Source organism: Actinoplanes sp. NPDC026623 (genome assembly GCF_040638275.1).
Classification (GTDB): domain Bacteria; phylum Actinomycetota; class Actinomycetes; order Mycobacteriales; family Micromonosporaceae; genus Actinoplanes.
Map to the genome: position 1 here is coordinate 12,666 of NZ_JBEZXZ010000081.1, position 22,685 is coordinate 35,350.

The window sequence follows — 22,685 nt, forward strand, 5'->3', positions numbered from 1 at the left end:
ACGCTGTTTCGCATGAGTGCCCAGGTGGACGAGGCGTGCGTACTGACGGAGGGTCCCTGGACCCACCGCTCCGTCGGCGCCAACGGCAGCCGGTTCCACGTCGTCCAGGCGGGCACCGGGCCGCTCGTGCTCCTGCTGCACGGCTTTCCCGAGTTCTGGTGGACCTGGCGCGACGTGCTGACCCGGATCGCCGACGCCGGCTTCCGGGCCGTCGCGATGGACCTGCGCGGCTACGGCGCCAGCGACAAGCCACCGCGCGGCTACGACGGCTACACGATGGCGGCCGACGTCACCGGCCTGATCCGGGCGCTGGGCGAACGCTCGGCGATGATCGTCGGCGCGGGCGCGGGCGGCATGATCGGCTGGGCGGCGGCGGCGTTCCACCCCAAGATGGTGAGCCGGCTCGTGGTGCTCGGCGCCGCGCACCCGCTGCGGCTGCGCGCGGCGCTCTTCTCGGACCCGCGCGGCCAGTTCGCCGCCAGCGCGGGGGTGCTGCGCTTCCAGGTGCCCCGCTACGAGCACGTGCTGACCAAGGACGACGGGGCCCTGATCGGCGAGCTGATCCGGCAGTGGAGCAGCCCGAGGTGGGCCGAGACGCCCGAGTACGCGGAATTCGTCGCCCGGTGCCGGGAGGCGATGCAGATCCCGCAGGCGGCGTTCTGCGCCCTCGAGGCCTACCGGTGGGTGTTCCGGTCGGCGCTGCGGCTGCAGGGCTACCGGTTCGTCAAGCTGATGCAGAGCCCGCTGATCACGCCGACGCTGCAGATGCACGGCGCCCTGGACACGGCGGTGCTGCCGCGGACGGCGCAGGGCTCGGGCCGCTACGTGATCGCCCCGTACGAGTGGCGCCTGATCGACGGCGCCGGCCACTTCCTGCACCAGGAGGCGCCGGACGTGGTGACCGGCGAGATCCTGCGCTGGCTCAAGACCTGAGGGGTGTCCCGCCGATCATGGCGTCGCCGTCGCGAGCGGGGTGGGAGCTGGGCCCGGCGCGGGCCGCACCTGGCCGATTACTGGCGCTAGACCCGGTGCTCGTAGAGCTCGGTGACCTCGTGCGCGGGCGCCCAGCCCTGGTAGACCCCGAAGTCGAACTCCTCGAGACTCAGGTCGCGCGCGACCGGTGCCCGGCCGCCGGTGTATTCGAGGCGCAGCCAGGAGTCGGCCTCGGCCAGCACGATGAACGGCTCGCCGCGCCACGAGCAGGTCGTGCGGACGTACACCAGGTCGGTGAACTCGCCGGGCTCGAGCACGCGGACGTACCGGCCGGGCCGGGCCTCCTCGAAGCCGTCACCGGGCTCGGGAGCGTAGATCCGCACGTTCTCGCCGTCGGGTGCCGCGTCGTATTCCCGGCCGTGCCAGGTCACCACGTAGCCGTCGCGCATCACTGCTCTCCGACCCGGCGCCACACCGGCGCGTCGCAGTCAAACGTCGCGACGATCTGCATGTCGCCGTCGGCGTCCATCCGCCACAACTCCGCGCCGTGCGGCAGCCGCACACTGTCCACCTTGAACTCCGCGATGACGTCCTTGCCCTCGCCGGGCGCGAAACCGTTGCCCCGGAACGGCGAGCGCTCGATGACCCAGCCGTCCATGGCCCGCAGCGCCTGCTCGCTCTGCCCGCCGTACGGGATCCGGTAGAGGCTGGGGCGGTGTGCCGGCCACCGGAGCACGTAGGCCTCCTTGGCGTCCGGCTGGTAGGGCGAGCCGTCGTAGATCAGGCCGAGCGCCGCGAAGAGCTCGACCGGCGATTTCAGGTGCTCGACCTCGCCGGCCCGGTGCACGAACCCGGCGACCCGGTCGTAGCCGCGCTCCAGGTAGTAGTCCACCTGCTCGGCGGGGACGGCCTTCTGCATGGTGGTCAGCGGCGCGGACGGCTCGGTGGGCCGCTGCGGCGCAGTGGCGGACTCCGCGGGCGCGTCGGCGGGATCGCCGCCGAGCCCGGCCTCGACGGCCCAGGCGGCGAGGGCGATCACCTGCGGACCCGGGTATCGGGCGCCGATCACCGACGTCGGGTTGACCGCGAACGACCAGGCCGGGTCGGGCCAGTTGCGGATCAGGTCGACGAAGCGCACGGCGACGGTGCGTGCCGGCTCGGCGAAGTGCTCGGCGAGCCGGTCCCGGCTGGTGAAGACGACCAGGTAACGCTCGCCGTCGGTCTCCTCGGTCCGGAAGGCGAAGCCGGACTCGCCGGGCGCGCTGCCCGGCCGCGAGTTGGGCGCGACCGGCACGAGCACCGTGGCGAGCAGCAGGGTGGAGAGGAAGGCGTCGGTGCTGATGCCGTCCACGGCCTGGATGAGGTCGCGCTCGACGTCGTTCGCGGGGACGAAGTCGTCCTCGTCCGGTTCGGGGCCGGCCGCCGGGGCGCCGGCGGTCGACGCGACGGTGGGGCGCACCGCCAGGGGAGCCGGCTTGGGAACCGCCGGGCCTGCGCCCGGGGAACGGCCCGCCCCGGCCGCGCCGGGGATGACCGGCGGGGCGATGCCGGCCCGCGGGGCCACGGTCGGCGCCTGAGCGGCCGGTGCCGGCTGGTCGCCCGTCGGCGCGCGGACTCCGGCCGGGGCCTGAGCGGCCGCGGACAGCGGTTGCGCCGACGGCGGGGTCATCCGGCCGGACGACGCCGCGTCGAGATCCTGACCCGGCGCGTCGTCCTGATGCGGCTCGGCGGACTCGTCGGCGGTGGCCGGTGCGCTCTCGGCGTCGTCCGAGGGCGGCGGGATGTGGGCCGGCAGCGGGGGCGTCTGTGCCATCGGGGTGCGCGTCGGCAGCGGCGAGTCGGGGCGTTGCAGCACCGGCGCCGCGGGCTCGCCGGAGGTGGCCCGGCTCGTCGCCGCGCCGCCCATTCCGGAGCGGCTGCCCAGGGCGTCGAGGGCGCTCGCACCGCCGGTCCGCGACGCCAGGGCGTCGAGGGCGCTGGGCATGTTCGGCCGGAGGGTGCCGCCGGCCGGAATGGCGGGCGGCGCGTAGGCGGCGGGCACTTCGACGCTCGGCGCACCGGCCTCGCCACCGGGCCGCTGCGGCGCCGGGCCGGGCTCGGCCGCGAGGCCGCCGGGCTGCACCGCGGCGGCGCGGTCGGACACGCCGAAGCCGTTGAACTGGCCGCCGGGGATGCCGTTGCCCCGGCCGCCCGGGCCCTGTGGGGTGCCGGGCACGCGCGAGGGAAGACCGCTGGGCAGCACCCCGCCGGGGGTACGCAGCGGCAGGCCGCCCGGGCCCGCCGGGGCTCCCGCGGCGGCGGGGTGGCCGGGCGCGTTCGACGGAGGCGCGGAGGCCGGCACCGGACGACCGGCCGGGTGTACGCCGGGAGGAACAGCACCGGCGCCCGCCGGAGCCGAGCCGCCCGGAGGCGGACCACCATAAGCAGGGCCCCCGTAGGCCGGGCTGCCGTGCGCCTGACCGCCGTGAGCCTGACCGCCGTGAGCCTGACCGCCGTGAGCCTGACCGCCGTGAGCCTGACCGCCGTGAGCCTGACCGCCGTGAGCCTGACCGCCAGGCATCTGACCGCCAGGCATCTGACCGCCGTAAGCCTGGCCGACGGGCGTCGGGCTGCCGTAAGCCGGGCTGCTGGGCGCCGGAGTGCCGTAGGCCTGGCCGCCGTAGGCGGAGCCGCCCGCCGGACCCTCGGACATCGGGGTGCCGGACGAGCGCACGCCGGAAACCGGAGCGCCCGACATCGGCCGGTCTGTCATGGGGCCGCCGGGCTGTCCGGCAGCCGAATATCCCTGTGCCGCCGCCGAGTAACCCTGTGCCGCGGCGTTCGCCGCCAGGGTCGCGGCCGCGTGCAGGTCCTGGATGCGCTCCGGGGCGTTGCTGCCCTCGCGGCCCGGGCCGCGGGTCGGCAGGCGCAGATCGCCACGGGACAGCTGAGCCACGAACCAGGCCGGCAGGTATCCCTCGATCGGCAGGCCGGGATTGACCGCCAGCCACCACTCGAGATTGGGCCAGGTGTCGGCCAGCTCCGTGTAGGCCACCCGGCGGGCCGAGCCGGTGTAGTCGGCCAGGCAGGCCTGCAGGGCCGACGGGGAGGTGAAGGCCAGCACGTGTGTGCGGCCGCCGGTGCTCCACGTGCCCCAGCCGAGCGGGGCGAGGCCGGCAAGGGCGTCCGCCGAGACCGGCAAAAGCAGGTCGACCCCGGCGAGAATACGGAAGTAGGACTCCTGGTCATCGGTGCGCAAGGCGTTGCGCATCGCGACCTCGGCATCCGTAGCCGGTTCCCACTCGGTCACGTCCACCTCTCCCTTCGCGGCGAACGAGGCCACCTCAACGCGTACAACCTACAAGGTCAGGCCGCGATCACAATGGGCGGATGGATGCATACAGCCAAGAAGTGGTCCGTCTGCGTGATCAAAGCGTGCCCGAAGGCGCCTACGTAGCACAGAGACACTTTCCGATGACCGAAGGTAGTCGAATGACGCGAGAAACGGCAACGGCCGAAACCGCACCTTTCGGGCGTTCCGGCCGTGCCGTAAAGATTTGGTACGCGCGGGTCAGGTGAAGCGCTTCTCCGCGTTGCTCTCGGTCGTCGCGTAGTCCTGCGCGGAATGGTCGACCGCGACCTTGATGTTCCGCAGGATGTCCTTGAGGTCGTCGGACGCCCGGGTCCACCGCTCCTGACGGGCGTAGTAGGCCGTCTGCGCCGCGCCCTCCCACGTGTCCACCAGCGGGCGGGCATCGGTCTGGAGCTGGCTGAGCTTCGTGTCGAGGTCGGTCAGCGCCTTTTGGATGTCGGCACCGGCCTGAGCCAGGGACACGAAGTTGACCTTCAGCAAGCCGTCGTTCATGAAGTGATCCTCCCCCGCCTAGTTTTCGAGCGGCAGTGAGTAGCCACCGCCACCGGACTTGGTCACCATCTGGGCCGCCGAGTCATCGGAGCTGGTGTAGCTGACACCGGAGGCCCGGATCGCCTCTGCGGTCTCCGCGAGGGCCTTGTTCAGCTTCGAGAGGTCGTTCTCATACTGGATCTTGACCTGCTCGAACGCCTTGCCGCCTCTGCCGACCCACGCGGTCTGCAGCCCGGAGAGGTCACTCATGAGCCTGGTCAGCGTCAAGGTCAACGAATTGTTGACCTCTTCGAACTGTGCGGCGGCCTTCGCCATCGCGTCGGCTTGTACCTTCGTCTCGGACACGCCGGACGTCACCCCGCTTCCTCGAATCGTCTGTCGCGCACCGGGTCCTGAATGGACGGGCCGTGCTGGACGACCACCGGAGCATGGGACGCAACCTTCAGGTTAGCCCTTTCCGCCAGGCGGTGGGGGGCGCCCCTGAGCAGCCGATTGCCCGTTCCCGTCGCCGACCGTAACGGCTTGGACGCAGTCACGGTAGCCCCGTTCGGCAAGCTGTGGACATCCCCGCCGCCCCCTGCTCAGACCGCCCGGGTCATACGATGGGGCCGCCCGGACGGGCGGACCACGGAGAGGCGGGCGCACGGTGACGGCAGATGTGGCGGGCGGCCGCGGCTTTCCCGAGCTCAGCGGCGCCGGGCAGCGACTGCCGAAGGCCCGCACCCAGCGTGTCCGACATGGACGATTGTTCGGTATTCGCACCGGTCAGTTGGTCAGCACTCAGGTGGCCGTCGTCGCCTTACTCGTCGGCGTGATCAACGGCCCGATCGCGCTCGCCGCCGGCGCCTTTCTCGCGGTGATCCTGCTCTCGGCCACCTGGCTGCGGCTGCGCGGCCGCTGGGCGTTCGAGTGGCTCGGCATCGGGATGCGCTTCGCCGGCCGGCGGCACGCCGCAGCGGTGGGGGGCGCCCCGGCGGCGCTGCTCGAGTTCGTCGCGCCGGGATCCCGCATCGAGCAGGCGGACCTGGCCGGCGACCCGGCCGCGGTCATCGTCGACGGGCAGGGCATCACCGCGGTGCTCGAGCTCGGCGACCCGAACGGGCTGCTCGCCGAGGAGATCGCCACGCTGCCGTCGCCGGCCGGGCTGCTGCCGCCGGCCGGCGGCGAGCACCCGCCCTGCCGCCTGCAGCTTCTGCTGATCGGCGCGCCCGCGCCGTCGCTGCGGGCCGGCGCCGGCACCCCGGCCAACTCCTACCGCCAGCTCACCGAGGGCCGCCTGCTCGGACACAGCCGGGCGCTGATGGCCGTCCGGGTGCTGCGTGCCGAGGGCTGGTCGGAGCAGGACCTGCGGCGTGCGCTGTCCGGCCTCGTCCGCAAGCTGTCGCGCCGCCTCGGCCCGACCCCGGCACGACCGCTCGGCGAGGCGGCGGCCCTGCGGGTCATCGCCGAGCTGGCACACGAGGACGGCACCGGCAACGGCACCGCCCAGGAGACCTGGTCGGGCCTGCGGATCGGCAGCCTGGCCCAGGCGACCTTCCGGCTCCGGCGCTGGCCCGACCTGCGGATAGAGACGTCACGCCGGCTGGTGCCGCGGTTGCTGGCGCTGCCCGCGGCCGCGACGACGGTCGCGCTGGGCGCCGGCCCGCGCTCCGCCATGGGCAACCGGACGGCGATCGACCTGACCATCCGCCTCGCGGCGCCGGACACCGGCTCGCTGTCGGTCGCGGGCGCCGCGCTGCGCAAGCTGATGTCCGCCGAGCGGGCCACCGCCCGGCGCCTCGACGGCGAGCACCTGGACGGCCTCACGGCCACCCTGCCGCTGGGCGTGCCCACCACACCGGCGCTGCCCGGCCGGCCCAGCCCCGAGGCGGCCCGCCCCGACCTGCTTGACGACCTGCGTCTGCCGATCAGCAGCGCGGGCCTGATGATCGGCAGCAACCGCACGGGCGAACCGGTCATCGCCCGGCTGTTCCGCCCCGAGCAGACCCGGGCGCTGCTGGTCGGCGGCGTCCGCTGCGCCCAGTTGCTCGCGCTGCGCGCGATGGCCCTCGGCGCCCGGGTTGTCGTGCAGACCGCCCGCCCGCAGGCCTGGGAGCCGTTCGTGCGGGGCGCGGCGGTACCCGGCGAGTCGATCGCGGTGATCCCGCCAGGGCGGACGGTGGAGATCCCGCCGGGCTCGGCGCTGCACCCGCTTCTCGTCGTGGTCGACATCGGCCCGGTCGGCGCCGACAGCCGCCCGGGCGCGGCCTGGCAGGCCACGCTGGTGGTCCGCGACGACTTCAGCCCGGCCGACGCCGACGTGGCCTCCCGGGCGGATCTGCTGCTGGTCCAGCCGCTGCGCCCGGAGGAGGCGAGCCTGGTCGGCGCGGCCCTGGGCCTGGGCGACACGGCCAAGTGGCTGACCCAGATCCGCGCGGACATGGTCGGCGTGATCAACAGGCGGGCGGTCCGCTGGGCGGCCCTGTCACAGACCCCGATCGAGGCCCAGCTGATCGGCCCGCCGGTCCGCGGCTGAGCCGACCCCGCCGGGGTCGAGCGATAAGCGGCTATTGATGGTTTTTGCCGCAACCGGCAGGCAACGACCGGGACAAGAACACGGAGTGTTTCCCGCACGACTGGACTGATCATGGCACCATCCCGTGCCATGGGCATCCTCATCCGGCTGGTGATCACCGCCGTCTCGCTGTGGATCACGACACTGGTGATCGACGGCATCCACGTCACCACCGCGTCCCTCGGCGGCAAGGTGGGCACGCTGCTGCTCGTCGCGGCGATCTTCGGCATCGTGAACGCGGTCCTGCGCCCGATCATCAAGACGATCGGCTGCGGGCTGTACGTGCTGACCCTCGGCCTGATCTCCGTGATCGTCAACGGCCTGCTGTTCATGCTGGTCAGCTGGATCGCGGACCAGTTCGACCTGGCGTTCCACGTGGACAACTTCTGGCCGAGCGCGGTCCTCGGCGCGCTGCTGGTCGGCGTCGTGAGCTGGCTGCTCAACATGCTGGTCCCGGACGGCGGGGACGACTGATTCCAGACCCGCGGTAAAGGGCCTGCGGCACGCGTCGACCGCGACGCGTGCCGTGCCGTCTTCGGGTGCCGCCGGGGTTTCCCCGAGTCGGTGCCGAGATCCGGGCGCGGTGCGACCCGAAGGCCACCGCCGACGGATTGGCCCCGTGAGCTGGGACATATGCAAGGACCGCAACCCGGGACTCGACCTTACGGTGAGTACATGGGCGAGGAACAGCGCGGCTATCTATACGGCCTCACGGCGTACGTGCTGTGGGGCTTCTTTCCGATCTACTTCAAGCTGCTGGCGCCGTCGCCGCCGCTGGAGATCCTCGCCCACCGGGTGATCTGGTCGGTCCTGTTCATCAGCCTGCTGCTGCTCGCCATGCGCAACTGGCGCTTCATCGCCCGCATCGTCCGCGATCGGCGGCTGCTCGGCGGCATCACCCTGGCCGCGGTGCTGATCGGCGTCAACTGGGCGACCTACATCTACGGCGTCAACTCGTCGCGGGTGGTCGAGACGGCGCTCGGCTACTTCATCACCCCGCTCGTCGTCGTGCTGCTGGGCGTGACCGTGCAGCACGAGCGGCTGCGCGGCTGGCAGTGGGCCGCCGTGGCCGTCGGCGGGCTGGCCGTGGCCGTGCTGACGATCGACTACGGGCACCTGCCGTACATCGCGCTGGCGCTGGCCGCGAGCTTCGGGTCGTACAGTTTGATCAAGAAGCGGCTCGGGCTGCCGCCCGCCGAGGGGCTGTTCGTCGAGTCGGCCGTGCTCGCGGTGCCCGCGCTCTGCTACCTCGGCTGGCTCAACGCGAGCGGCGGCGCCAGGTTCGGGCACGTCTCGACCACGCACACGATCCTGATGCTGCTGGCCGGGATCGCCACGGCCGTGCCGCTGCTGCTCTTCGCCGGCGCGGCCAACCGGGTGCCGATGGTCGGCCTCGGCGTCCTGCAGTACGTCGCGCCGATCCTGCAGCTGGCCTGCGGGGTGCTGCTCTTCCACGAGCCGATGCCGGCGCCCCGGCTGGTGGGCTTCGGCCTGGTCTGGATCGCCTTGATCATCTTCACCGTCGACGGCATCCGTGGCGCCCGGGCCGCCCGGGACAGAACGGCGGCTGCCTCAGCGGCCGCCACCGCCGAACCAGCCGCCGCCCTTCCGCCACGCTGACGGGAACACCCGTCAGGGGACGTCGTAGGAGAGCAGCGTCTTGTCGTCGTTACGCACCAGCGCCAGCCGGGACAGCGTGCCGCCGGTGAAGTGGGTGACGCCGGACATGGTGAACTCCTTGCCGGGCGACGCGACCCACGAGCCGAGCTGCTCGCTCTCCCGGTCCGGCCCGTACGCCATCAGCCGGATCCGGTAGGGCTCCGACTCCTCGGTGGCCCGGTTGTAGAAGCAGGCGAGGTTGACCTTGGTGCCCCCGGCGGCGCTGACCAGGTTGATGTGCGCGGTCACCGGCACCCGGTCGTTCGCCGGCGTCATCGCCACGGTCGGTCCGGTCACCGACGGGTCCGGGACGCCGGACCGGCCCATCCAGAACACCGCGCCCACGCCGACGACGAGCGCCAGGCAGGCGGCGGCCAGCGCCGAGCCGAGCACCCGCCAGCGGACCCGCCGGCGTTCCTCGCGCCGCGTCGACTGCGCGGCCATGACCAGGTCCGGCATGCTGCTGCGCCGGCTCGGTGGCGGCAGGTCGGGCGCGAGCAGCCGCTCGAAGTCGGCGGGGTCGAGCCGGCCGAGCAGGCCCGGCAGGACGGCGATGTCCGCCACCGCCTCCCGGCAGAAGGAACACGTCGCGAGGTGCCGTTCGTAGGCCGCGCGCTCCGCGGGAGAGAGGGCACCGAGAACGTATGCGCCGTCATCGTGCTCGTGATCGCACCTCATCCCGTCACCCCCATCTCGTCCAGAACAATGCGTAGCGAGCGCAGCGCGTAATGCGTGCGCGACTTGACCGTGCCGGGCGGGACACCCAGCCTCGCCGCCGCCTCAGCCACCGATCGCCCCTGGTAGAAGCACTCCACCAGGACCTCACGGTGGCTCGATGAGAGCCGGCCCAGTGCCTCAGCGACCGTCCAGGCCTCCACGGCCCGGTCCGCCTCGTCCGCGCTCGGCGGTGGCTCGGGAATCATGTCGGTGACCACCTCGCCAACCCGGACCGACCGACGCCGCCAGGCGTCGATAGCCAGGTTGCGCGCGGTGGTGAAAAGCCATGACCGGACTCCGCCGCGTTCGGGATCGAGCACCTCCGGGTAGCGCCAGGCCCTCAGCAGCGTTTCCTGTACGAGGTCCTCCGCCTGCTGCCGGTCGCCTCCGGAGAGGCGGATGGCGTGTGCGAACAGAGCATCCCCGTGTTCGTCCTGCAGAGCGCGCAGCAGCTCGGCGTCCTGATCCTCCAAGGCTGCCGACCTCCCTCGCGCGTTCCAACCCGTATTACGTGCGCAGGGGTCGGCCGGTTCAAAGGAGCCTTATGTCTGCAGTTCACTCATGCTGCGGGGCGATCATGCGGTGGCGGCGTCGCCCGTCGACAGTGCTTCCGCGACGTTGCGGGCGGCGGCGGTCAGCTTGGCCCGGACCACCCGGGCGGACGTCAGCATCTCGGCGGCCGGAAGGGCGCACGCGAGCACGAGCCGGCGCTCCATGTCGCGGTCGGAGACGACGTTGACCGCGGCACAGGCGAGTCCCTGCCGGAACTGGCCCATCTCGAGCTGCATGCCGCGCCGCTCCCCCGCGGCCAGGTCGGCCTCGAGCGCCTCGGGCGAGATCAGCGTCGCCGGCGTGAAGGCCCGCATTCCCCAGTCGCGCAGATAGCGGGCGCGCTGGTCGGCGGTCAGGGTCGCGAGCAGGGCCTTGCCGAGTGCGGTGGCGTGCCCGCCCTCGTCGAAGCCGGGCACCATCTCGTCCATGAACGGGGAACGGGCGCCCTCCGCGCAGGCGGTGACGGCGATCCGGCCGCCGACGAAGCGGCCCAGGTAATGGCTGTAGCCGGTCTCGATCGCGGCCCGGCGCAGCGCCTCACCGACCGACGGCGGGCCACGGAACGCGGAGACGAGCTCGCGATAGCGGTCCGCGATCTCCAGGCCGACGATGTACGTGCCGTCTTCCCTGCGGATCACGTAGCCCTCGTAGGCCAGGGTGCGGACGAGGTGATAGGTCGTCGCGACGGTCAGCTCGCACCGCCGGGCGATCTGTTTCACGGTGAGTCCACGCGGGGCCCGACCCACCGATTCGAGCACACGCAGGGCGCGTGACACGCTCCGGATGAGATCTGACGGCTCCGCCAGGGGGTCGCGCACAGCCACCTCCGACGCCGGGGACTTACACCATATGAATAATCTTCCCGGGACGGAATGCCTGAAGCGTGTCGACCATGACCGATCTTTACGGCACGTGTGGTCATTACCACTCACCGTCTTTAGATCGACGCCGCTGGGCATAACCTCCGATTGATGGCCGAGCCGCAGATCTCGCTTACCGAAAACGCCGCTACCAGCGCGAACTCGGTCAGACCGGCACGCGCGGCCATCGGCGCACTTACCACGACGATCGCCTGCACGGTCCCGGTGTTCCTCGTCGGTGGTCTCGCCGTGCAAATCGGCGACGAGCTCGACTTCACCCCGGCGGGGCTCGGCCTGGCGGTCTCGGCGTATTTCGGGGCAAGCGCGCTTGCCTCTGTACCCGCGGGCGCGCTCGTCGAGCGTTACGGCGCGACCAACATCGCGCGGGCCGGCATCGGGCTAGCCTCCGCGTCGCTGCTGGCGATCGCGGCCGTGGCGACATCACTGTGGACACTCATCGCGATCCTGGCGCTGGGCGCGGGCGCGAACGCGATGGGCCAGCTGGCGAGCAACACCAGCCTTTCGCGGCACGTGCCGACCCGCCGGCAGGGCCTGTCGTTCGGCGTGAAACAGGCGGCGATACCGGTCAGCACGCTGCTGGCGGGCGCCGCGGTGCCGGTGGTGGCGCTGACGTTCGGCTGGCGGTGGGCGTTCGTGCTGGCCGCGGTCGGTGCCGCCGGCGCGCTGCTGCTCGTACCGTCGGAGAAGAACGCGCCGCCGCGGCCGAAGGCGGGCGGCGGGGAGCGGGCCACCTCGGCCCTGGTCGTCATCGGGCTGAGCGCGACGCTCGCCGCTGGCTCGGCGAACGCGCTCGGCACCTTCCTGGTCGACTCGGCGGTGGCCCGCGGGCTGGCGCCCGCAACGGCGGGGCTGGCGCTGACGCTGGGCGGCGCGGTGTGCGTGGCGGCCCGGTTGTTCGGCGGCTGGCAGGCCGACCGCTTCCCGGCGCACCAGATCGCCGTGATCGCGGGACTGCTGGCCGCCGGGGCGGTGGGGCTGGCGCTGATGGCGGTGCCGAACCCGGTGACGCTGGTCCTGGGCGTGGTGCTGGGCTTCGGGCTGGGCTGGGCGTGGCCGGGGCTGATGAACTTCGCGGTGGTCCGCCTGCACCCCCAGGCGCCGGCGGCGGCCACCTCGATCACGCAGACCGGGGTCTACGCGGGCGGCTGCCTGGGCCCGCTGGTGCTGGGCGCGCTGGCCGCCGGTGCCGGCTATCCGATGATGTGGACGGCCGCGGGAATCGCGATGCTGATCGCGGCCGCGGCGATGGTCGTCGGGAGCCGAATGCTGACCCGCCACGCCGCGGTCACCACCGCGGCGTTCTGACCCGTCACGGCCCGGCTCAGGCCCCCCGGGCGGCTCAGCTGGTGCGGTCGGCGATGAAGTCGCACAGCGACTCCATCGCACGGCGCGGCGAGCCCGCCGGCAGCGGAGCGAGCTGGGCCCGGGCGTCCTCCGCGTAGGTGCGGACGGTCTCGCGGGCCAGCTTCATCGCCGCGGACTCCCGCAGCAGCCCGAGCGCCTCGGCGTGCAGCGCGTCGTCGACGAGCGGCCCGGAGGCGAGCAGCTCGCGGAGGCGCACCGCGGCGGCGTCGGTGTCGTCGTCGGCCAGCGCGTAGAGCACCGGGAGGGTGGGGACGCCCTCGCGAAGGTCGGTGCCGGGCGTCTTGCCCGACTGCACCGACTCGGACGCGATGTCGAGGAGGTCGTCGGAGAGCTGGAACGCCATGCCGATGGTCTCGCCGTAGCCGGTGAGCGCCTCGACCTGCTCTGGCGTCACGCCGGAGAAGAGCCCGCCGAAGCGGGCCGAGGTGGCGATGAGCGACGCCGTCTTGTCGGCGATGACGCTGAGGTGGTGCTGGATCGGGTCGGACCCCCGCGGCCCCACGGTCTCGGCGATTTGCCCGTGCACCAGCCGCGCGAACGTCCGCGCCTGCAGGTGGACGGCCTCCGGCCCGAGCGAGGCGGCGATGTCGGCGGCCCGGGCGAAGAGGAAGTCGCCGACCAGGATGGCGATCGAGTTGCCCCACCGCGCGTTGGCGCTCGGCGCACCGCGCCGCACGGTGGCCTCGTCCATGACGTCGTCGTGGTAGAGGGTGGCGAGGTGCGTCAGCTCGACGACGAGCGCGGCCGGCACGATCTCGGCCCGCGACGGATCGCCCATCTGGGCGCCGAGGGCCAGGATCAGGGGCCGGAACCGCTTGCCGCCGGCGTCCATGAGATGCCGGGCGGCCTCCCCAACCAGAGGATCGGCACTGGCGACATTGCTGCGCAGCGCATCCTCCACAACAGCAAGCGTCGCGGACACCGACGCGTCGACCGCAGGGTCGATGTCGAGGCCGAGCGACGTCAGCGCGCTGTCACCGATGCTCACCACACTTTCACGATGCCATACGCCTCCGACAAGGGCTGGCCCAGGGGTGGCAACTGCAAGGTCAACAACATCGCCACGGTACGGATCCGGAAATGTCCACCGAGGCTCCCGCCCCGGGTCCGGGGAAGCTGCACGGGCATCGAAACACGGAACGCCCCGGCCAGACGGATCCGGCCGGGGCGTCCCGCGAGGAGTCGCCGGTTATCGAACGAACGTCGCGGCGTCGTTGGTGAGGTCCAGCAGCGGCGCCGGGATGACGCCCAGTGCCAGGGTCGCGACCACGCCGATCACCAGCGCGGCCGAGGTCAGGAAGCCCGGGATCGAGACCGACGGCGTCGTCTCGCCCGGCTCCGAGAGCCACACCATGACGATCACGCGCAGGTACGGGAACGCCAGCACCATGCTGGTGATCACGCCGAAGATGACGAGCCAGGTCTGCCCGCCGTCGATCGCCGCGCCGAAGACCGCGAACTTGCTCGTGAAGCCGCTGGTCAGCGGGATGCCCGCGAAGGCGAGCATGATGAACGAGAAGGCGCCGGCGAACAGCGGGCTCTTGCGGCCCAGGCCCGCCCAGCGGGACAGGTGCGTCGCCTCCCCGTCCGCGTCGCGGACCAGCGAGACGATGCCGAAGGCCGCCAGCACCGAGAACCCGTAGGCCACCAGGTAGAACATCGTGCTGGACAGGCCCTGCCGGTTGAGCGCCAGGACGCCCACCATCAGGTAGCCCGCGTTGGCGATCGAGGAGTACGCCAGCAGCCGCTTCATGTCCGTCTGCGTCACCGCCAGGATCGCGCCCACCAGCATCGTCAGGATCGCGATCACGCCGAGGACCGGCTGGAAGTTCCAGCGGACCCCCTCGAAGGCGACGTAGAGGATGCGCAGCAGCGCGCCGAAGGCCGCGACCTTGGTGCACGCCGCCATCAGGGCCGTGACCGAGGTCGGGGATCCCTGGTAGACGTCCGGGGTCCAGACGTGGAACGGGACCGCCGCGCACTTGAAGAGCAGGCCGACCGAGAGCAGCGCCAGGCCGCCGAAGAGGAGCACCTCGCTGCGGTTCGGGTCGGCCACCGCGGTGTGGATCGCGGCCAGGTCGATCGCGCCGGCGAAGCCGTAGAGCAGGGCCACGCCGAACAGGAAGAACGCCGACGCGTACGAGCCGAGCAGGAAGTACTTGAGCGCCGCCTCCTGGCTGAGCAGGCGCCGGCGCCGGGCCAGCGCGCACATCAGGTACAGCGGGAGGGAGAACACCTCGAGCGCCACGAACATGGTCAGCAGGTCGTTCGCCGCCACGAAGAGGAGCATGCCGCCCAGCGCGAAGACGGCCAGCGGGTAGACCTCGGTGGCGCCGGGCTCCCCGCTCGCCTGCTTCAGGTCCTTCTCCGAGCCGACGGTGATCGCCGCCTGCGACACGAAGGCGCCGCCCGCCTCGACGGAGCGCTCGCCGATCAGCAGCAGCGACACGAGGCCCAGCATCAGGATCGAGCCCTGCAGGAACAGCGTGGGGCCGTCGATCGCGACCGCGCCGCCGATGGTCAGCGTCCGGGTGTCCCGGCCCACGATCACCGCGACCAGCCCGGCGGTCACGGCGGCCAGGGCCAGGCTGAGCTGGATCACGTTGCGGTGCCGGCGCGGCAGGACCGCCTCGAGCAGGATGCCGAGGCACGCCGCCGTGAAGAGGATCAACATCGGCGACAACGCGCCGTAGTTGATCTCGGGCAGTTTGAGGTCTCCCATGGCTACGGCGCCACCTTTCCGTTCGCGACCGCCGTCGGTGCGGGATCGGTCGTGCCGACGTCCTGCATGGTTGCCTCGACCGCCGGGTTGATCACATCGGTGACGGGCTTCGGGTAGAAGCCCAGGATCAGCAGCAGGAGCACCAGCGGCGCGACCACGATCTTCTCGCGCAGCGTGATGTCCTTCTGCATGGCCGGGACCTCGGTCAGCGCCGGGTTCAGCGTGCCCTGCGTGGTGCGCTGCACCATCCAGAGCACGTACGCCGCGGCCAGGATGATGCCGACCGTCGCGATGACGGCGTAGGTCTTGTGCACGGTGAACGTGCCGATCAGCACCAGGAACTCGCTGACGAACGGCGCCGTGCCGGGCAGCGCCAGCGACGCCAGACCGGCGAAGAACAGGAGGCCGGCCAGCACCGGCAGCAGCTTGCCGGCCCCGCCGAAGTCGCTGGTCAGGGCCGAGCCGCGGCGGGCGACGAACATGCCCACGACCAGGAAGAGCAGCCCGGTCGCGAGGCCGTGGTTGACCATGTACAGCACCGCGCCGGTGCCCGCCTGGGTGGTGAAGGCGAAGATGCCGATGCCGATGAACCCGAAGTGCGCGATCGAGGTGTATGACACCAGCCGCTTCAGGTCGTTCTGCCCGACCGCCAGCAGCGCCGCGTAGATGATGCCGATGACGCCGAGCACCAGGGCCACCGGCGCGAACCAGCGCGACGCCTCCGGGAACAGCGGCAGGCAGTAGCGCAGGATGCCGAAGGTGCCGACCTTGTCGAGCACGCCGACCAGCAGCGCCGCGGCGGGCGCGGGTGCCGCGACACCGGCGTCGGGCAGCCAGGTGTGGAACGGGAAGAACGGCGCCTTGACCGCGAACGCGATGAAGAAGCCGAGGAACAGCCAGCGCGCGGTGTTGGTGTCGAACGCCGCCGAGACGTCGCTGAGCTTCTGCCAGTCGAAGGTGTGCCCGCCGACCACCCACAGGCCGATCACCGCGGCCAGCATGAAGAGGCCGCCGACCAGCGAGTAGAGGAAGAACTTGACCGCCGCGTACTGCCGCTGGGCGCCGCCGTACGAGCCGATGATGAAGTACATCGGCACGAGCATGACCTCGAAGAACATGTAGAACAGGAACACGTCGCCGGCGGCGAAGACGCCGATCATCGTGCATTCGAGGGTGAGCAGCAGGGCGAAGTACGTCGGCACGGACCGCTTGGTCTCGTCGACGTCGTGCCACGACGCCAGCATCACGGCCGGCACCAGGATCGCGATCAGCATGAGCATCACCAGGGCGATGCCGTCCGCCTCGAACGTGAACCGGGCGTCCCAGGTCGGGATCCACTGGACCGAGTCGCGGAACTGGAAGCGGTCGCCGCCCGCCTCGAAGGCGATCCACATGACGATGCTCAGCACGAGCACGGCCAGCGACCAGACCAGGGCGATCGTCTTGGCCAGCTGGGCCCGGGTCTTCGGGATGAAGGCCACCGTGGCCGCGCCCACCAGGGGGAGCAGCGTCAGGATGGACAGGAACGGAAAGTCGGTCACGCCAACCATCCAAACTGAATTGCGAGGAAGGCACCGACGACCACGACTACGCCGGTGAGCATGGACAACGCGTATGAGCGGACGAAGCCGGTCTGCAGCCTGCGCAGGCGGCCCGAACTGCCGCCGACGGTGGCCGCGAGGCCGTTCACCGCGCCGTCGATGCCCCTGTTGTCCAGGAAGACCAGCGCGCGGGTGAGGTAGATGCCGGGCCGCTCGAACACCGCCTCGTTGAAGGCGTCGGTGTAGAGGTTGCGGCGCGCCGCGGTGACCACGATGCCCGCGGGCTCGGGCTGCAGGGCGGTGCCCCGGCGGAACAGCATCCAGGCCAGGCCGGCGCCCAGCAGGGTGATGACCAGACCGGACACGGTGAGCAGCAATTCCTCGCTGCCGGTGAGCGCCGCCGCCTCGTGCTCGGGGCCGAAGACCGGCTCCAGCCAGTCCGGCACCGACGTCACCATCAGGCCGCCGGCGACGATCGAGCCGAGGGCCAGCAGCATGAGCGGCACGGTCATGATGTACGGCGACTCATGCGGCTCGTGGATGTCCTCGGTCCAGCGTTTCGGGCCGTGGAAGGTGAGGATGAACAGCCGCGTCATGTAGAAGGCGGTCAGTCCGGCACCCAGCAGGGCGGCGCCGCCGTAGAGCCAGCCCGTCCAGCCCTCGCGCTCGAAGGCCGCCGTGATGATCGGCTCCTTGGAGAAGAAGCCGGACAACGGCGGGATGCCGATGATCGCGAGCCAGCCCATCATGAAGGTGAGCCAGGTCCACTTCATGTACTTCCTGAGCGCGCCGAAGCGGCGGATGTCGACCTGGTCGTGCATGCCGTGCATGACCGAGCCGGCGCCGAGGAACATGTTGGCCTTGAAGAAGCCGTGCGCGAGCAGGTGGATGATGGCCAGCGCGTACGCGCCGCCGCCGAGCCCGACGCCGAGGAACATGTAGCCGATCTGGCTGACCGTCGACCAGGCCAGCACCCGCTTGATGTCGTCCTTGGCGGCGCCGATGACGCAGCCCATCAGCAGCGTGAGCGCGCCGACGCTGACCACGATCGTCTGCAGCGTGAGGTTCGCGCTGAAGATCGCGTTGGACCGGGCGATCAGGTAGACGCCCGCGGTGACCATCGTCGCCGCGTGGATCAGGGCCGAGACCGGGGTCGGGCCCTCCATCGCGTCGGGGAGCCAGGCCTGCAGCGGGAACTGGCCGGACTTACCGGCGGCACCGAGCAGCAGCAGGATTCCCATGATCAGCACCGTGGTGCCGGAGAGCGCGCTGACCCCGTTGAACACCTCGTCGTACTGGGTGGTGCCCAGCGTGGCGAACATCAGGAAGATGCCGATGGCCAGGCCGGCGTCGCCGACCCGGTTCATCAGGAACGCCTTCTTGCCGGCGGTGGCCGCGGAGGGCCGGACGTACCAGAACGAGATCAGCAGGTACGACGCCAGGCCGACGCCCTCCCAGCCGAAGTAGAGCATCACGTAGTTGTTGCCGAGGACCAGCAGCAGCATGGCCGCGACGAAGAGGTTGAAGTAGGCGAAGAACCTCCGCCGCCCCTCGTCGTGCTCCATGTAGCCGACGGCGTACACGTGGATCAGCGAGCCGACACCGGTGATCAGCATGACGAAGACGGCGGACAGCGGGTCGAAGAGCAACCCGAAGTCCACGTGCAGCCCGCCGACCGCGATGAAGTCCCACAGGCTCTGCTCGGCGGATCGGGCCTCGGGGTCGAGTCCGCGCAGGCTGAAGAACATCGACAGGCCGAGGACGAACGGCACGGCGACCGCCAGGACGCCGAGCCAGTGCCCCCACTTGTCGGCCTTCCTGCCGAGCAGGAGCAGGACCGCGGCGCTGGCGAGCGGAATGGCCACAAGCAGCCAGATTCCGCTCAGCAGCCCCGTCGCGTGGGCATACTCCACTGTCTGTTCCACGTGAAGGCCCCTTTAGTACTTGAGGAGGTTGGCGTCGTCGACGCTTGCCGAGCGTCGCGTCCGGAAGATCGACATGATGATGGCGAGCCCGACCACGACCTCGGCCGCCGCGACCACCATCACGAAGAACGAGATGATCTGGCCGTCGAGCGTGCCGTTGATCCGGCTGAAGGTCACCAGCGCGAGATTCGCGGCGTTCAGCATCAGCTCGATGCACATGAACAGCACGATCGCGTTGCGGCGTACGAGAACACCCGCGGCGCCGATTGTGAACAGAATCGTCGCGAGCACAAGATAGTAATCAGGTGTCACTTCGCTGAACCACCCTCTGATCGTTCCGGCTGCGCCGTCACTTCTCTGTCCTCTTCGGTGCGGCCTCGCCCGCGGTCAGCTCGCGTACGGGCAGGATCGGCGAGATGCTGCGCTCGGCGCCGTTGCCGTCCGGCAGGCGGGCCGGCACGGCGACCGACATCGTGTTCGCGTAGACGCCCGGGCCGGGCTTCGGCCCCGGGTAGGTGCCCGGCCGGAAGCGCGCCTTCATGCGCGTGACCTGGTCGGCGATCTCTTCCTTGGCGCGCTCGACGTGCGCGAGCACCATGGCACCGACGGCCGCCGTGATCAGCAGCGCGGACGTCACCTCGAAGCCGAACACGTACTTGGTGAACAGCAGCTTGGCGATGCCCTGCACGTTGCCGCCGGAGGCGCTGTTCGCCTCGGCCAGGCCGACGACGGTGGCGTCGCCCAGCGAGCGGCCGAGGCCGGTCGCGACGAGCACGCCGAAGGCGACGCCCAGCAGGATGGCGGCGAGCCGCTGCCCGCGCAGGGTCTCGATCAGCGAGTCGGACACGTCGCGGCCGACCAGCATCAGCACGAACAGGAAGAGCATCATGATCGCGCCGGTGTAGACGATCAGCTGAACCGCGCCGAGGAACGGTGCCTGGTTGATCACGTACATGAAGCCCAGGCTGACCATGGTGACGATCAGCCACAGCGCGGAGTGCACCGCGTTGCGCGCCATGACCATGCCCAGGGCGCCGAGCACGGCGAGCGGGGCCAGGATCCAGAAGGCCCAGGCCTCGCCGGTGGAGACGTGACCGGCGGCCTCCGCCGCGTAGGCGATCATCGGGCCACCTCACCCAGCGCGTCCACGGCGTCCGGCGGCGTCAGCGGCGCCCGCTCGGCGCCGACCGAGGTGCCCGGGTTGGTCAGCGCGCCGAGGTAGTAGTCCTTGTCGGTGTTGCCGAGCCGCATCGGGTGCGGCGGCTGCTCCATGCCGGGCAGCAGCGGCGCCAGGAGCTCCTTCTTGGTGAAGATGAGGTCCTGGCGGTTGTCGCGGGCCAGCTCGTACTCGTTGCTCATGGTCAGCGAACGGGTCGGGCACGCCTCGATGCACAGGCCGCAGAAGATGCAGCGCGCGTAGTTGATCTGGTAGATGGTCGCGTACCGCTCACCGGGCGAGAAGCGCTGCTCGTCGGTGTTGTCGCCGCCCTCGACGTAGATCGCGTCGGCCGGGCAGGCCCAGGCGCACAGCTCGCAGCCGATGCACTTCTCCAGGCCGTCCGGGTGCCGGTTGAGGATGTGCCGGCCGTGATAGCGCGGCGCCGGCTTCGGCGGCGAGAACGGATAGTCGGTGGTGATGACCTTGCGGAACATGTGCGCGAAGGTGACCCCGAAGCCCTTGAACGAGCCCGTGAACGTTCCCACGTCACACCTCCTTGTCTGACGTGTCGTCCGGGCTGGGGTTCGTGCCGCCGACCGTGGCCGGCTGGCGTTCGGCTACCGCGCGGCGCGCCCGCGGGCTCGGCGGCACCTGGAGGTCCATCGGCGGCACGGGGAAGCTGCCCGGCGGCCGGGCGGCGAGCTGCTCCTCGATGGAGTACACGCGCGCCTTCTTGCTGGCCGGCCAGAGCAGCGCGATGCCGAGCACCAGCACCGCCGCGACGAGGTAGACGAGCCAGCGGGCGTTGCCGTCGACCCGGGTGTTGGTGACCCGGACCCCGGCCAGGAAGAGGATCCAGACCAGGTTGACCGGGATGAGCACCTTCCAGCCGAACCGCATGAACTGGTCGTAGCGCATCCGGGGCAGGGTGGCCCGCAGCCAGATGAAGCCGAACAGCAGCAGCAGCACCTTGCCGAGCCACCAGATCAGCGGGAACCAACCGGAGTTGGCGTCCTCCCAGATGGTGATCGGCCACGGGGCGCGCCAGCCGCCGAGGAAGAGCGTCGTCGCGAACGCCGAGACGGTGATCATGTTGATGTACTCGGCGAGGAAGAACAGCGCGAACTTGAACGACGAGTACTCGGTGTGGAAGCCGCCGACCAGCTCGGACTCCGCCTCGGGCAGGTCGAACGGCGCCCGGTTGGTCTCGCCGACCGCCGAGATGCAGTAGATGATGAAGCTGGGCAGCAGCAGGACGGCGTACCAGCTGGGCGGGGTCGGGTTCCGGCCGAGGATCTCGACGGTCGACGGGTCGCTGCCGGCCTGGGCGGCGACGATCTGCGAGGTCGACATGGTGCCGGCCGTCATGAAGACCGCGACGATGGACAGGCCCATCGCGACCTCGTACGAGATCATCTGTGCACTCGAGCGCAGGCCGCCCAGCAGCGGGTACGTCGAACCCGACGCCCAGCCGGCCAGCACGACGCCGTACACCGCCATCGAGGAGCAGGCGAGCAGCACGAGCACCGAGACCGGCACGTCGGTGAGCTGCAGTGCGGTCTTGTGCCCGAACATCGACACGACCGGCCCGAAGGGGATCACCGAGAATGCGGTGAACGCCACCGTCGCCGAGATCACCGGCGCGATGAAGTAGACCACCTTGTCGGCGGTCTTCGGGATGATCTCCTCCTTGAACGGCAGCTTCATGCCGTCCGAGAGGCTCTGCAGCCAGCCCTTGGGCCCGACCTGGTTGGGGCCCGGCCGGACCGCCATCCGGGCCACGACCTTGCGCTCGTAGTTGATCGTGAACAGCGTCAGCAGCAGCAGGATGACGAAGACACCCAGCAGCTTGATGAGCACGATCCACCAGACGTCGTTCTGGAAGGTCTCCAGCGTCGGGTCCTGTGCGTTGGCGAGAATCGCCGAGGTCATCATGAGTTCGCCCCCTGAGCGAGGATCGGACCCGGCACGCCGGCGCTGAGCCGGACCACCGCACCCGAGGTGACGCCGAGGCTGCGACGCAGCGCCGAACCCGGCGAGTTCGTGGGCAGCCACACCACCTGCGGGGGCAGATCGGTGATCGCCGCCGGCAGCGTGATCGCGCCGCGGTCGGTGCCGACCGTGACGGCGTCACCGTCGGCCACGCCGAGCGACTCGGCGAGGTCCTTGCCGATGCGCACCAGCGGGGTGCGGGCCGTACCGGCCAGCACCTCGTCGCCGTCGAGCATCGAACCGAGGTCGATCAGGTGATGCCAGGACGCGAGGACCGCCTCGCCGGCACCGGGCGACGACTTCTCGGCCGCGGCGACGCTCGGCAGGGCCGGACGGTCGCACCGGCTCGCCGGGATGCTGCCCAGCTCGCGGCGGATCGTGCCGACGTCGCCCGTGGCGAGGACGACGTCCATCAGCGCCGCGATGGCCTCGAGCACCCGGCCGTCGGTCATCGCGGTGGTGTTGAGGACGGCCTCGAAGCTCCGCAGCCGGCCCTCCCAGTCCATGTAGGTGCCGGGCTTCTCGGCGGCGGGGGCGACCGGCAGCACCACGTCGGCGCGGCGGGTGACCGCGCTCTGGCGCAGCTCGAGGCTGACCACGAACGGCACGGCGTCGAGCGCCTGCTCGGCCAGGCGCGGGTCGGCCAGGTCGGCCGGGTCCACGCCCGCCACCAGCAGCGCGCCGAGCGTGCCGTCGGCGGCGGCCGCCACGATCGCGTCGGTGTCGCGGCCGACGGTGCCGGGCAGCGCGTCCTCCTCGACGTCCCAGGCCTTGGTCAGCTCGGCCCGGGCCACCGCGTCGGTGACCGGACGTCCGCCGGGGAGCAGGTTGGGCAGGCAGC

Annotated in this window: 21 protein-coding genes; 5 read left to right on the top strand and 16 right to left on the bottom strand. The window is 71.2% G+C overall.

The features are described from left to right. Positions 1-12: 12 nt before the first annotated feature. The gene (locus tag AB0F10_RS23280; protein WP_360628593.1) at positions 13-933 is read left to right on the top strand and encodes an alpha/beta hydrolase; all 921 of its coding nucleotides are present in this window, start codon (positions 13-15) and stop codon (positions 931-933) included. A gap of 86 nt (positions 934-1,019) precedes the next feature. Here AB0F10_RS23280 and AB0F10_RS23285 read toward each other — a convergent pair whose 3' ends face one another. The 4 genes from AB0F10_RS23285 to AB0F10_RS23300 all read right to left on the bottom strand — a co-directional run bounded on the left by AB0F10_RS23285 (position 1,020) and on the right by AB0F10_RS23300 (position 5,134). Beyond that, positions 1,020-1,385, bottom strand: coding sequence for a hypothetical protein (locus AB0F10_RS23285; protein ID WP_360628596.1), 366 nt, complete (start codon positions 1,383-1,385; stop codon positions 1,020-1,022). Then, positions 1,382-4,222 carry an SseB family protein gene (locus tag AB0F10_RS23290; RefSeq protein WP_360628599.1) on the bottom strand — a complete coding sequence of 947 codons (2,841 nt, stop codon included), beginning with the start codon at positions 4,220-4,222 and terminating at the stop codon, positions 1,382-1,384. Before AB0F10_RS23290 ends, AB0F10_RS23285 begins: the two co-directional genes overlap by 4 nt. Positions 4,223-4,483: 261 nt before the next feature. After that, entirely contained in the window at positions 4,484-4,777 is a 294-nt protein-coding gene (locus tag AB0F10_RS23295; RefSeq protein ID WP_360628602.1) for a WXG100 family type VII secretion target, read from the bottom strand. 18 nt (positions 4,778-4,795) lie between these two features. Further along, positions 4,796-5,134 carry a WXG100 family type VII secretion target gene (locus AB0F10_RS23300; RefSeq protein WP_360628605.1) on the bottom strand — a complete coding sequence of 113 codons (339 nt, stop codon included), beginning with the start codon at positions 5,132-5,134 and terminating at the stop codon, positions 4,796-4,798. Between the two features lie 289 nt (positions 5,135-5,423). Between AB0F10_RS23300 and eccE the strand changes: the two genes are divergently transcribed. The 3 genes from eccE to rarD all read left to right on the top strand — a co-directional run bounded on the left by eccE (position 5,424) and on the right by rarD (position 8,951). Next, on the top strand, positions 5,424-7,292 hold the full coding sequence (eccE, locus tag AB0F10_RS23305) for a type VII secretion protein EccE (RefSeq protein WP_360628608.1): 1,869 nt from the start codon (positions 5,424-5,426) through the stop codon (positions 7,290-7,292). 129 nt (positions 7,293-7,421) lie between these two features. Continuing rightward, entirely contained in the window at positions 7,422-7,805 is a 384-nt protein-coding gene (locus tag AB0F10_RS23310) for a phage holin family protein (protein WP_360628611.1), read from the top strand. Between the two features lie 201 nt (positions 7,806-8,006). Then, a complete protein-coding gene (gene rarD / locus AB0F10_RS23315; RefSeq protein ID WP_360628614.1) occupies positions 8,007-8,951 on the top strand; it encodes an EamA family transporter RarD in 945 nt (314 codons plus the stop codon). Positions 8,952-8,963: 12 nt separating this feature from the next. On the opposite strand, the gene AB0F10_RS23320 is transcribed toward rarD, so the two are convergent. The 3 genes from AB0F10_RS23320 to AB0F10_RS23330 form a co-directional block, all read right to left on the bottom strand. Then, the gene (locus AB0F10_RS23320; RefSeq protein ID WP_360628617.1) at positions 8,964-9,668 is read right to left on the bottom strand and encodes a zf-HC2 domain-containing protein; all 705 of its coding nucleotides are present in this window, start codon (positions 9,666-9,668) and stop codon (positions 8,964-8,966) included. Then, positions 9,665-10,180: a sigma-70 family RNA polymerase sigma factor gene (locus AB0F10_RS23325; protein ID WP_360628620.1), complete on the bottom strand. Its 516-nt coding sequence runs from the start codon at positions 10,178-10,180 to the stop codon at positions 9,665-9,667. The genes AB0F10_RS23320 and AB0F10_RS23325 overlap by 4 nt, the downstream gene beginning before the upstream one ends. A 102-nt stretch (positions 10,181-10,282) precedes the next feature. After that, the gene (locus AB0F10_RS23330; protein ID WP_360628623.1) at positions 10,283-11,077 is read right to left on the bottom strand and encodes an IclR family transcriptional regulator C-terminal domain-containing protein; all 795 of its coding nucleotides are present in this window, start codon (positions 11,075-11,077) and stop codon (positions 10,283-10,285) included. A 153-nt stretch (positions 11,078-11,230) separates the two neighbouring features. Between AB0F10_RS23330 and AB0F10_RS23335 the strand changes: the two genes are divergently transcribed. Beyond that, positions 11,231-12,445, top strand: a complete 1,215-nt coding sequence (locus tag AB0F10_RS23335) for an MFS transporter (protein WP_360628626.1) — start codon at positions 11,231-11,233, stop codon at positions 12,443-12,445. Positions 12,446-12,479: 34 nt separating this feature from the next. Here the strand turns inward: AB0F10_RS23335 and AB0F10_RS23340 are convergent, their stop codons facing one another. The 9 genes from AB0F10_RS23340 to AB0F10_RS23380 all read right to left on the bottom strand — a co-directional run. Further along, positions 12,480-13,472, bottom strand: coding sequence for a polyprenyl synthetase family protein (locus tag AB0F10_RS23340; protein ID WP_360628650.1), 993 nt, complete (start codon positions 13,470-13,472; stop codon positions 12,480-12,482). A 222-nt stretch (positions 13,473-13,694) separates the two neighbouring features. Then, positions 13,695-15,227: an NADH-quinone oxidoreductase subunit NuoN gene (gene nuoN / locus AB0F10_RS23345; RefSeq protein ID WP_360628629.1), complete on the bottom strand. Its 1,533-nt coding sequence runs from the start codon at positions 15,225-15,227 to the stop codon at positions 13,695-13,697. Between the two features lie 2 nt (positions 15,228-15,229). Next, positions 15,230-16,768 (bottom strand): NADH-quinone oxidoreductase subunit M, encoded by a 1,539-nt coding sequence (locus AB0F10_RS23350; protein ID WP_360628632.1) that lies wholly within the window; start codon positions 16,766-16,768, stop codon positions 15,230-15,232. Further along, positions 16,765-18,693, bottom strand: a complete 1,929-nt coding sequence (nuoL, locus tag AB0F10_RS23355) for an NADH-quinone oxidoreductase subunit L (RefSeq protein ID WP_360628635.1) — start codon at positions 18,691-18,693, stop codon at positions 16,765-16,767. Before nuoL ends, AB0F10_RS23350 begins: the two co-directional genes overlap by 4 nt. Before the next feature lie 12 nt (positions 18,694-18,705). Then, positions 18,706-19,026 (bottom strand): NADH-quinone oxidoreductase subunit NuoK, encoded by a 321-nt coding sequence (gene nuoK / locus AB0F10_RS23360; protein ID WP_360628653.1) that lies wholly within the window; start codon positions 19,024-19,026, stop codon positions 18,706-18,708. 16 nt (positions 19,027-19,042) lie between these two features. Further along, positions 19,043-19,816 (bottom strand): NADH-quinone oxidoreductase subunit J, encoded by a 774-nt coding sequence (locus tag AB0F10_RS23365; protein WP_360628638.1) that lies wholly within the window; start codon positions 19,814-19,816, stop codon positions 19,043-19,045. Beyond that, positions 19,813-20,397, bottom strand: a complete 585-nt coding sequence (gene nuoI / locus AB0F10_RS23370; protein ID WP_360628641.1) for an NADH-quinone oxidoreductase subunit NuoI — start codon at positions 20,395-20,397, stop codon at positions 19,813-19,815. The genes AB0F10_RS23365 and nuoI overlap by 4 nt, the downstream gene beginning before the upstream one ends. Before the next feature lies 1 nt (position 20,398). Beyond that, complete coding sequence (nuoH, locus tag AB0F10_RS23375; RefSeq protein ID WP_360628656.1) at positions 20,399-21,772, bottom strand: NADH-quinone oxidoreductase subunit NuoH; 1,374 nt, start codon at positions 21,770-21,772, stop codon at positions 20,399-20,401. An 11-nt stretch (positions 21,773-21,783) separates the two neighbouring features. Next, on the bottom strand, positions 21,784-22,685 hold a 902-nt coding region (locus AB0F10_RS23380; protein ID WP_360628644.1), incomplete at its 5' end, for a molybdopterin dinucleotide binding domain-containing protein.

Bases quoted from the DNA above. Each gene is read 5' to 3' on its own strand.
- AB0F10_RS23365 (WP_360628638.1), bottom strand. From the start codon at position 19,816: ATGATCGCCTACGCGGCGGAGGCCGCCGGTCACGTCTCCACCGGCGAG.
- AB0F10_RS23295 (WP_360628602.1), bottom strand. From the start codon at position 4,777: ATGAACGACGGCTTGCTGAAGGTCAACTTCGTGTCCCTGGCTCAGGCC.
- nuoN (WP_360628629.1), bottom strand. From the start codon at position 15,227: ATGGGAGACCTCAAACTGCCCGAGATCAACTACGGCGCGTTGTCGCCG.
- AB0F10_RS23310 (WP_360628611.1), top strand. From the start codon at position 7,422: ATGGGCATCCTCATCCGGCTGGTGATCACCGCCGTCTCGCTGTGGATC.
- AB0F10_RS23320 (WP_360628617.1), bottom strand. From the start codon at position 9,668: ATGAGGTGCGATCACGAGCACGATGACGGCGCATACGTTCTCGGTGCC.
- AB0F10_RS23280 (WP_360628593.1), top strand. From the start codon at position 13: ATGAGTGCCCAGGTGGACGAGGCGTGCGTACTGACGGAGGGTCCCTGG.
- rarD (WP_360628614.1), top strand. From the start codon at position 8,007: ATGGGCGAGGAACAGCGCGGCTATCTATACGGCCTCACGGCGTACGTG.
- AB0F10_RS23335 (WP_360628626.1), top strand. From the start codon at position 11,231: ATGGCCGAGCCGCAGATCTCGCTTACCGAAAACGCCGCTACCAGCGCG.